The organism is uncultured Finegoldia sp. (assembly GCF_947252345.1).
Classification (GTDB): Bacteria; Bacillota; Clostridia; order Tissierellales; family Peptoniphilaceae; genus Finegoldia.
The window spans coordinates 1-10,383 of sequence record NZ_CAMXVC010000044.1; the positions used below are offsets into that span (position 1 = coordinate 1).

General features: G+C 36.8%; 11 protein-coding genes. 9 read left to right on the forward strand and 2 right to left on the reverse strand.

Annotated features, from left to right (window positions below; translation table 11 throughout):
* On the forward strand, nt 1-3,406 hold a 3,406-nt coding region (locus Q0X02_RS07525), incomplete at its 5' end, for a cell wall-binding repeat-containing protein (RefSeq protein ID WP_297813875.1).
* A gap of 89 nt (nt 3,407-3,495) precedes the next feature.
* Here the strand turns inward: Q0X02_RS07525 and Q0X02_RS07530 are convergent.
* Entirely contained in the window at nt 3,496-4,020 is a 525-nt protein-coding gene (locus Q0X02_RS07530; RefSeq protein ID WP_297813878.1) for a DNA topology modulation protein, read from the reverse strand.
* 143 nt (nt 4,021-4,163) lie between these two features.
* Between Q0X02_RS07530 and Q0X02_RS07535 the strand changes: the two genes are divergently transcribed.
* The 8 genes from Q0X02_RS07535 to Q0X02_RS07570 all read left to right on the forward strand — a co-directional run bounded on the left by Q0X02_RS07535 (nt 4,164) and on the right by Q0X02_RS07570 (nt 9,390).
* Nucleotides 4,164-4,442 (forward strand): DUF6290 family protein, encoded by a 279-nt coding sequence (locus Q0X02_RS07535; RefSeq protein ID WP_297813881.1) that lies wholly within the window; start codon nt 4,164-4,166, stop codon nt 4,440-4,442.
* Nucleotides 4,426-4,692, forward strand: a complete 267-nt coding sequence (locus tag Q0X02_RS07540) for a type II toxin-antitoxin system RelE/ParE family toxin (RefSeq protein ID WP_297813884.1) — start codon at nt 4,426-4,428, stop codon at nt 4,690-4,692. Before Q0X02_RS07535 ends, Q0X02_RS07540 begins: the two co-directional genes overlap by 17 nt.
* Before the next feature lie 102 nt (nt 4,693-4,794).
* Nucleotides 4,795-5,232, forward strand: a complete 438-nt coding sequence (locus tag Q0X02_RS07545; protein WP_297813886.1) for an SH3 domain-containing protein — start codon at nt 4,795-4,797, stop codon at nt 5,230-5,232.
* On the forward strand, nt 5,233-6,012 hold the full coding sequence (locus Q0X02_RS07550; protein WP_297813888.1) for a tyrosine-protein phosphatase: 780 nt from the start codon (nt 5,233-5,235) through the stop codon (nt 6,010-6,012).
* Between the two features lies 1 nt (nt 6,013).
* Nucleotides 6,014-6,652 (forward strand): YveK family protein, encoded by a 639-nt coding sequence (locus Q0X02_RS07555; protein ID WP_297813891.1) that lies wholly within the window; start codon nt 6,014-6,016, stop codon nt 6,650-6,652.
* Entirely contained in the window at nt 6,642-7,238 is a 597-nt protein-coding gene (locus tag Q0X02_RS07560; protein WP_297813894.1) for a CpsD/CapB family tyrosine-protein kinase, read from the forward strand. Before Q0X02_RS07555 ends, Q0X02_RS07560 begins: the two co-directional genes overlap by 11 nt.
* Nucleotides 7,239-7,307: 69 nt before the next feature.
* Nucleotides 7,308-8,633: an aldehyde dehydrogenase family protein gene (locus Q0X02_RS07565; RefSeq protein WP_297813896.1), complete on the forward strand. Its 1,326-nt coding sequence runs from the start codon at nt 7,308-7,310 to the stop codon at nt 8,631-8,633.
* A gap of 49 nt (nt 8,634-8,682) precedes the next feature.
* A complete protein-coding gene (locus Q0X02_RS07570) occupies nt 8,683-9,390 on the forward strand; it encodes a pseudouridine synthase (protein WP_297813900.1) in 708 nt (235 codons plus the stop codon).
* A gap of 43 nt (nt 9,391-9,433) precedes the next feature.
* Here the strand turns inward: Q0X02_RS07570 and Q0X02_RS07575 are convergent, their stop codons facing one another.
* On the reverse strand, nt 9,434-10,075 hold the full coding sequence (locus Q0X02_RS07575) for a dihydroxyacetone kinase subunit L (RefSeq protein ID WP_297813902.1): 642 nt from the start codon (nt 10,073-10,075) through the stop codon (nt 9,434-9,436).
* Nucleotides 10,076-10,383 lie beyond the last annotated feature (308 nt).

Genomic DNA, 10,383 nt, shown 5'->3' on the forward strand with positions numbered 1-10,383 from the left:
AGGAAAAATTGTAATTCCAGCAGACAAAGTAAAAGATGGTACAGAAGTAAGTGCAATAGCAAAAGACAAAGCAGGAAACCCATCAACACCAACTGAAACATCTAAAGCTAAAGCAAAAACACCAAGTGAAACTGACACAACAGCACCAGCAGCACCAAAAGTAGAAGCCAAAGACAATGGAGATGTAACAGTAACACCACCAACAGACGTTGATACAAAAGAAGTTGAAGTAACATATACACCAGAAGGACAAACAAATCCAGTAAAAGTTACAGCAACAAAAGGTGATGATGGTACTTGGACATTTAATCCAGCCGATAGCGGATTAAAAGTTGAAGAAGGAAAAATTGTAATTCCAGCAGACAAAGTAAAAGATGGTACAGAAGTAAGTGCAGTAGCAAAAGACAAAACTGGAAACACATCAAAAGCAACTGACACATCAAAAGCTAATGCCAAAACACCAGCTAGTGAAATAAAAGACCCAGCAAGTCAAATAACAGTAGCAAATTCAAAAGCATTAACTGATGAAGAAAAAGGAAAAGTTAAAAAAGCTGTTGAAGATGCAAATCCAAACTTGCCAAAAGATGCGAAAGTAACAGTGGCAGACGATGGAAGTGTAACAATCACAGATAAGGCTGGAAAAGAAATTGGAAAGATAAGTTCAGATAAAACTGTTAAGCAAGACGAAAGTAAACTAGCAGTAAAAGCTCCAGAAAAAGTTGCTGTAAAAGACCCAGAAAATGTAACACCAGAAGAACAAGGAAAGATTAAGGTAGCTATTAAAAAAGCTAACCCAGATTTGACTGACGCTACAATCACAGTTGATAACAAAGGTAATGTAACGGTAGAAAAAGATGGCAAAAAAGGCACACTAAGCCCATCACAAACCATCAAAAAATCTGGAGAAAGTGGAGAAGAAACTGGACTAAAAGACCCAACAAAAGTAGCAGTAAAAGACCCAGTAAACTTAACAGACGATGAAAAGCAAGCAATCAAAGACGCAGTTAAGAAAGCAAACCCAGGTCTAACAGACGAACAAATCGCAGTAGACAAAGAAGGTAATGTAACAGTTACAAAAGCTGGCGAAAAAGCAAAGACAATTGGTAAAGACAAAACTGTATCTACAGATGTAAAAGCACCAGAAGTTACAGAAGTAGCAAATCCATCAAAATTAACTAACGATGAAATAGCGAAAGTAAAAGACGCAGTTAAGAAAGCAAACACTGGCTTAACAGATGGCCAAATCGAAGTTAAAGAAAATGGAACAGTAGTCATAACAAAAGATGGAAAAGAAACAACAATTCCAGCTTCAGATGTAGTTAAGAAAAAAACTACACCAGCAGTTGACAAGAGCAAGCTTCAAATTGAAGTTGGCAAGGAAAGTGCGACAAAAGCTTCTGACAAATTCAAAAACGCTGATGCAGCTAAGAAGAAAGCTTATGATGAAGCGTTGACAAAAGCAAAAGAAGTACTTGCAAAAACAAATGCAACACAAGAAGAAGTAAACGCAGCTAAGAAAGCATTAAAAGCAGCAGAAAAAGCTCTTAATGGTATGGAATCACCAACTGTAAAAGCACCAACAACACCTGTAACAGTTGCAAACTCAAAAGCTTTGACAGAAGACGAAAAAGAAGCTGTTAAGAAAGCTGTTAAAGATGAAAATCCAAATCTACCAGAAGGCGCAACTATTGATGTAGCAAATGATGGTACTGTAATTGTTAAGGACAAGGATGGCAAATTAATCGGAACAATTACTCCAGAAAAAGCTGTTAAACAAGATGATAATAAACTTGCTGTAAAAGCTCCGACATTAGTACAAGTAGTAGATCCAGACAATATTAAGCCGGAAGAACAAAATAAGATTAAAGAAGCTGTCAAAGAAGCTAACCCAGATTTAAATTTAACTGACGATGACATTACTGTTGATGTTCAAGGCAATGTAACAGTTACAAAAGACGGCAAGACAGGAACTCTTACACCAGCTCAAACAGTTGTTAAGTCAGGAGAAGTTAACACGTCACAACTTGAAGACGAATTGAGCAAAGAAGATGCAATAAAAGAATCCGACAAGTACAAGAATGCTGACAAGGATAAGAAAGATTCTTATGATGAAAGCGTAGACAAAGGAAAAAAAGTTGTTAATGACAAAGCAACACAAGAAGATGTTAATAAAGCAAAAGAAGCATTAGAGAAAGCTGCTGATGAATTGAACGGTAAGGCAACTGACAAGAGCGAGCTTCAAGCTGAAGTTGACAAGGAAAATACTACAAAAGCTTCTGACAAATACAAATACGCATATGCAGATAAGAAGAATGCTTACGATAACGCATTAGCGAATGCTAAGAATGTTCTTAACAATCTAAAAGCTAGTCAAGCTGAAGTAGATGCAGCATTAAATGCTTTGCAAAAAGCAGAATTAGCATTAAAGGGTAAGAAACCAGGTAACGGTGGAACAACTCCATCATATCCAAGCTACCCATCATATCCATCTAACACTCAAACACCAGGTACAACAACTGAAAACAGAGTTAGTGGAAATGACAGAATCCAAACAGCGATTGAAATTTCCAAGAAATATTTCGGACATGCAGATACAGTTATAGTTGTAGATAGCAACAATTACGCAGACGCTATTACAGCATCAGTGTTGTCTAAAATATTAAAGGCACCAATATTGTTGACAGATACTCATAAACTAGATACAAGAGTTGGCGCTGAAATCGAAAGACTTGGAGCAAAAGATGTAATAATTGTAGGTGGACACAACTCGGTAGCAGATTCTGTAAAAGGCGAATTAAAAGCTTACGATGAAAATTCAGTAGAGAGAATTTGGGGCAACGACAGATACGAAACATCAGCACAAGTTGCTAGAAGAATTGTACAAATCACTGGCAAGAAAGGTCATGCTGTAATCGCAAGCGGCGAAGTATTTGCAGATGCGTTGGCAGTTGGCCCTTATGCAGCGCAACAAGGATATCCAATCCTATTGGTACAAGCTAAGAACATTCCAACAACTATCAACAAAGCGTTGAAGGATTTGGGAATCGAAAATGTAACGATAGCAGGTGGATTGAACACCGTATCGAAATCTCTCGAAAGTCCACTACCAAATGTTGTAGAAAGATTGCAAGGAAATTCGAGATACGAAACGGCAATAGCAATCGCAAACGCCAAGTTCCCATCGACAAAAGAAGCATTCTTGGTTAATGGAGAAAATTGGATGGACGCATTGGTGATTGCACCAGTAGGTGGAATAATGAGTAAACCAATCTTGTTGACACCAAGTAACAATGCACCACAATCATTAAAAGATTACTTGCTCAAATCTCAAATCGAAAGATTAACAGCGGTTGGCGGTAATAGAATGGTTAGTGAACAAGTTCTTAAAGAACTTACAAAAAAATAACCGAATAGGTAAAAAAAGAGGTGGTCTTCACCTCTTTTTTGTTTGCGATAATTTGTTTTCCGAAAAAATCCAACTAAAAAAGAGCCGTATTACAGGCTCGAGTTGCTTCGTTGAAGGTATTTTTTAAATTTTGTGAGTTCTTCTTGGTTGTCGATTTGAATCCATTTGTGTGAGTAGTGCTTTCTCATATTTGCGTAGTGTTCGCGTTTTTCTTTGCTGCGGCTATCTATGAGTATCCATTTTATAAATTCAAAGTCTAGTCTTTCGGGGCAATTGTCCGCCATACTTTCTCGGGTTTTTCCGTGGTATTTGATGTAGCGTTTGATGGCCCTTAGTAGACAATTGAATCTGTTGAAGTTGAGGAACACTATTATGTCAGAAAGAGCGAGTCTTTCAATTTTTTTGAGCTTGTCGTAGTTTCCATCTATCACCCAATCATCTTGTTTCATAAAATTTTCTACTATGTTAATCGCTTCGTCAAGGTCACGTTCTTTCCAATTTTCTGTCAAGTTTACTTGGTCAAGGTGAAGCAATGGCAAATCGTATGTTTGTGATATGTCTTGTGCTAATGTGGATTTTCCTGATGCAGAATATCCTATTATTGAAATTTTCAAAATTTTCTCCTTATATTAATATGTTCATCTTCTATTATTATATATAATAATGAGTGGGTTGTCACGTTTGTTGTTGACGAGAAAATTTGCAGGATGTATAATACACCTATACACACTATGAGTATTGAATGAAAGGAGTGTCTATGAATACTGTAAGAAAAAACATCACTTTGCCTGAAAATCAAAACGCAGTTATAGAAAGATTTGTCAGAAATAAGGGGATTTCTTTTTCTGAATTTTTGAGAATTGCTGCTATTGAAAAGATTGAAAGGGAAGAAAAAAAGGAATTGCTGGAATTTTTGCAAGAAAATTGCGAGTATGTAGCTGAGGATGAGCAAAAATATTTCGACGATTTGGGGATAGATTTTTCAGATACTTCTGATATGAAAGAGCTGGACATTGACGATGTTATACAAGGTTAAGTACAGCAAGAGTGCAGAAAAGTTTATCAAAAAGAACAAGGAGTGCGGTCTGAAATTCTACAAGGCTTTTCGGGATTTGTCCGAGGATAAGGAGAATTTCTTCAGATACGATATCAAGATTTTTCGTTGTAGCGAGAGGAATATTTTTGGGTTGAGGATTGGAAAGTACAGGGCGATTTTCAAGGTTGTAGAAGATGAGATTGTGATTTATGTTTTGAATATTGATAGTAGATGGGATATTTATAAATAGGCATTTGATGGTATAATGTATTTAGTGAATTTTTGTGCATTTTTATGTGCATAAAATTATTGTAATATGTTAAAATAATAATTGTTGTTAGGAGATGAATTTATGAAGAAATTAATACCTATTGCGATTTTGATTTTGGTGTTGACGACAGGTTGCCTGAGAAAACCAGAAAAATACGAATCGATGAGAAATAATAATGTTGAAAGTGAATCTGTTGAAGAAAGTTCTGCGGATTCCAAGAAGGACGAAGAAGGAAAGTCGGCTGACAATTCCAATGAAAATTCTGCGGGGTCTTCTGAAAATTCTACAACTGATAAGAAACCGGAATCTGAAAACCACGACAAGACTATGAAGGTCACTGCCGATGTGTTGAATATGAGAAAAGAAGCCAACAAGAACTCAAATGTTGTAACGAAGTTGAAAAAGGGTGACGCTGTCAAGGTTGTCGAGGAAACTACGGATTCAAACGGAACAAACTGGGTTAAGATTGATTTTAACCGCGAGATAGGATTTGTAGCTAAGGAATTTTTGGGTGAGTAAATGATAGATATTAATAGCAAGATAATGGCTGATATGAAGAACGGTTCGAGCAATATGGATCAAGCTGTGACTACGGCTATTGAGTATGTCAGACTGGGCTACAAAAAAGTCGTAAGTGCTTCCGAGATTTCTTTGAATGGCAGAGTGTTGACTGAAGATGAGAAGAAACTTCTAATTGACAGATTGAATGACGAATTGGAATATCAGGAGATTGATTTCAAAGTTCTTCCGGGCAATTTGATGTGTTGCGATGCGAAAATGATGGCTTATTTCAAAAATGATTTGGTAAGTTCAATCAATCATTCGAGGTATATTTTGTTGGAACTTCCGATGACTATGGAGTACAAGGATTTGAATAGATACATATACGATATTCAAATCAAGGGCTTTGTTCCGATTATTGCCCATCCGGAAAGGTGCAAATACATTCAAGAAAATCCCGATTATTTGTTGAGTTTGAAGGAGAGGGATTGTTTGATTCAGTTGGATATTCATTCTGTGACTAAATCAAAGGGCTCTCGAGTTTACAAATGTGCAAAGGAACTTCTACAACGACATATTGTCGATGTGGTTGCAACTGAAACGGAGAATGCCTACGAAGCTGAGAGCGTTCGTGATGGCATCAAAATATTGCACAAGATTATTGATTCGGATTATTTTGATTTGATAATGAGGCTTCATCCTCAACTCATCATTGAAAATGAGAGAATCGACAGGATAAGCGTGTTGGATAAGAAAAAAGGCGGATTGTTGTCTAGGATTTTTGGTAAGAGGAGATAAAATGAGAGAAAACTTGTTAGTGAAAACTTTTAAAAATAGATTTGTTCCTATTGTTTTGGTCGCATTTTTGTTTGCGGTTGCAGCTATTTGTTTCGATATAATGTGGGTTAGGCCTGTATTTCAAGTCGATTCAAAAGTAGTTGTCAGTGCAAAAAGTGGCAACACTTCTTCCACTCAAATAGAAACTGTGAAATCTTTTGTAACTTCACGTTCTGTTTTGGGAGAGGTGAAGGAAAAATTGAAATTGAGGTCAAATGTCGAAGATTTGGCGAAAAAAATCGAGATAGACAATTCCAATTCCAAGATTGTCAAGATTAAAGTCAAAGATACTGTGATTAATCGTGCGCGAGATATCGCAGATGAGTTAGCGGATTCGTGTGTAGCGAACAAGGCTGACGAGTACGATGTAAAGGTGTTGGAATACTCTTCAGCTCCGAATAATCCGGTGAGTCCTGATTTGGTGAGAGACACTTTAATAGCTTATTGCGTGGGATTTGTCGTAGCTTTGATAGCTTTTATGGTCTCAGAATCGAACGACGACATTATGAGAAAAGACACTAATTTGGATGAATTGGGAGTTTATGTCATCGGAGATATTCCTTACGTTGCAGAAAGGGGTGCGATTATAGATGAAGGATAAAACTTTGTTTAATGAACAATACAAATACCTTAGAACAAATGTGAAATTCTCAGGAGATGTCAAAAGCATTGTCGTTTCTTCGAGCTATTTCGGAGAGGGAAAGACTTCTGTTGCCGCTAATTTGGCTAAGAGCTTCGCATTGGGCAATCACAAGGTTGTCATCGTTGATATGGATTTGAGGCGTCCAAGTTTGAGAAATTTTTTCGACATTGACACAGAAATCGGCGTCACAAATGTAGTTGTCAACAATATGGACTACAAACTTGCGATAAGCCACGACGAATCAATCTGGGATTTGGATATTATCCACGCCGGTGCTATCCCTCCAAACGCAAACGAGCTTATATCGAGCGATGAAATGAAGAATTTTATTCACACATTGGAAGACAACTACGATTATGTTATAATCGACACGCCTCCAATCGAGGCTTATTCAGATGCTGTCGCATTGTCTGCGATTTGTGATGCGACTTTGTTGGTTTACAGAGTTGGAGAGACGAGAAAAAGCGACCTTGTAAAATCTGTCGAGTCAATCAGAAATGTCAACGGAAATTTGATTGGACTTGTACGTATCAACGAAAAGTAATTATAAGCTGACTGATTAGCTAAAATTTTTGCGAATCGGTTGGCTTATTTTCATATTGGGGTGAAATTGATGATAGACAAATTGAGAGAAAATTCGAGAAATTTACTGTTGAAACCTTCGATTAGGGTTTTGTATCTCAGAAAACTGCGAGATTCTGTCAAAAAGCACAGGCAGGAAATCTTGGACTGCTTGTACGACGACATCAAAAAAAGCGAATACGAGGCTTTTATGACGGAATACGTTACGGTGATGCAGGAGCTGAAGTATTTTATCAAAAACACCGTAAAGCTTTCTGCTGACCAGAAAGCGGGGTTTGATTTGCTGACATTTCCCAACAAAACACACATAAGGAAAAAAGCATTCGGAGTGTGCTTGATTATTAGTCCGTGGAACTACCCTTTTAATCTGAGTATGATTCCTGTGATTGATGCGATTGCAGCGGGAAACAGCGTATATTTGATGATGAGCAGGAAAAATCCGAAACTCTGCTCATTGATGAAAAAAGTGTTGGAACCAATCGAAGACATCGCTCATCTCGAAAACGAAAAAAGTTACGACGAAGTATTAGAGGAAAAGTTTGATTTTTATTTTTTCACTGGAAGCAAAAAAAGAGGGCAGAAAGTATACGAGATAGCTGCGAAAAACTTGAAACCTTGCGTGCTCGAACTCGGAGGCAAAAGCCCTTGCATCGTGACTGAGGATTGCGATTTGAAAGACGCGGCGAAGAAAATTTGCTGGGCGAAGTTCACAAATTCGGGACAGACTTGTGTCGCTGTGGATTATTTGGTGGTCGATGAGAAAGTGAAAGACAGGTTGTTACACTATGTTTTAAAAGAAATCGACGAAAACTACTCCGATATCTCGGAAATGGCAAGGATAAAGACGAGAGAAAAATACGAAAGCTTCAAGGAAATCATCGCCGACAGAGCGGACAAAATCGGAGGCAACTACCATGATGATGAGATGATAGTCGAGCCATGCGTGTTGTTGGATGTGACATTTAATGATGAAATAATGCACGACGAGATATTTGGGCCGATATTGCCAGTGATTTCGTACAGCGATATCGACTCCGCATTGATTCACATAAGAAGGTTGGATAATCCTTTGGCATTGTATGTATTCACCAACGACAAAAAACTCTCCGATTACATCACAAACGCCGTTTACTTCGGCGGAGGGTGCGTAAATGATTGTATGATGCACATTTCCAACAACAAAGCGCCTTTCGGAGGATTTGGCAACAGCGGAATCGGAAATTATCACGGAAAATGGGGATTTGACACTTTTTCACACAAACAAACAATCTATGTATCGAAGAAGTTCGACAATCCATTCAGGTTCAAACCGTTTACTGAGGAAAAATTGAATTTCATCAAGAAATTCCTCGGATAATAGGGACAATTTTAAATTAGACAAAAGTTAGAGAAATACAAGGAGAAATATGAGATTAGATAAAATGCTCAGCGATATGAAAATCGCAACGAGAAAAGAAATAAAAGCTATGGTGAAAAAAGGAATCGTAAGCGTCAACTCGGTAACTGCCACGAAATCCTCGCAGCAAATTGATGAGAACAACGATGTGGTCAGAATTTACGACGAAATCATTGAATACAGAAAATACTTGTATTTTGTGATGAACAAGAGAAAAGGGGTCACTAGCAACTCTACAGATTACGAACACGAAACTGTAATTGACGATATGGGAGAACTCTGCGTGTTTGATTTGAAGCCTGTCGGAAGATTGGATAAGGACACAACGGGACTTTTGATTATCACAAATGACGGGAAATTTGCACACAACTTGATATCGCCGAAAAAAGACGTGTCAAAAAAATACTTGGTGACTTTGAAAAACAAGGTTGACAAGAAATACAACGACACGTTTGAAAAAGGGATAAAGCTTATGCCGGAAGACATAGTAACGAAACCTGCGACGATGGAGATTATAGACGATTACAATTGCTACCTCACAATAAAAGAAGGAAAATTTCATCAGGTAAAAAGAATGTTCGAAAAAGTCGGAAACGAAGTAGTAGAACTTAAAAGAGTGCAAATAGGAGATTTTAAATTGCCGGAAGAATTGGAAGAAGGAGACTATCGAGAACTCACAGATGAAGAAATGAAAATACTTGGTTTGGAAATAGAATAAAACACACAAAAGCTCAATTAAACAGATGCGTTTGATTGAGCTTTTATTTTGTGCGTCTTTTTTTAAGAGTGTATTTGTACAATGTGTCGAAAAACAAAAACATAGAGTAACAGCCGGGGTCTATGACACCTATAGAAAACACGGCGTTGTGACGTGCTTTTCCTTTATTTGCAGCCATATCAGCTGTTTTGTCGCAGGCTATCTTGCAGTCTACGCTTACTTTCTTCATTAATCTGATAGTATTTTCGTTTTTATTTTTTTCAAAGCTTTTTTCTGCAGCGTAAATGCAGTCTAGTATTGTCTTATCGTTTAATTTACAAATTCCAACAAGTTTCACGGATTCTGTCGTGATTTTCAAAATCTTTCCAAACATTTCACGGTTCAATATATCAGTATCCTTAGTATATTCAGAAATTTTATCAAAAACATAAGAATAGATAGGAGCTGTCGCGCCTTTTACTTTGTATGTGAATAGAAATGATAGATTCTTGAATTGTGTAGAGATGTCATCATCTTTAAAATCGGGGAAAGTTGTAAATAATTCTTTAAATCCATTGTTGAGGTTACTACCGTGATCTCTGTTACTCAAATTTTCGTCCAATTTATTTAATAAAGAACAATTTATCATCAAACATTCTTGAAACATCTTAAAAACTTTGTAAATATCATCATTTGTAAATCCCATAATAGCTCCTTTCTTACTTAATATTATACATTATTACTAAAAAATTGAAAAAAATTTCAAAAAACACTTGACAAGAATGATTTAGGAGCGTATACTTTAATAGTTGTCTGAAAAAGACGTAACAAAAACTTGATTAAGTTTACAAGAATTTAAAAAAGTTTAAAAAAGTCTTGACAACCTAAAAAAAGTATAGTATACTTTAATAGTTGTCACTTAAGACAGCACTAAAATTTAAACAGAACCTTAAAAAATTAAATAAGTAAATACTTTGAGAGAAAAGTACAAACCAAACAATAATTCGGTGAGAA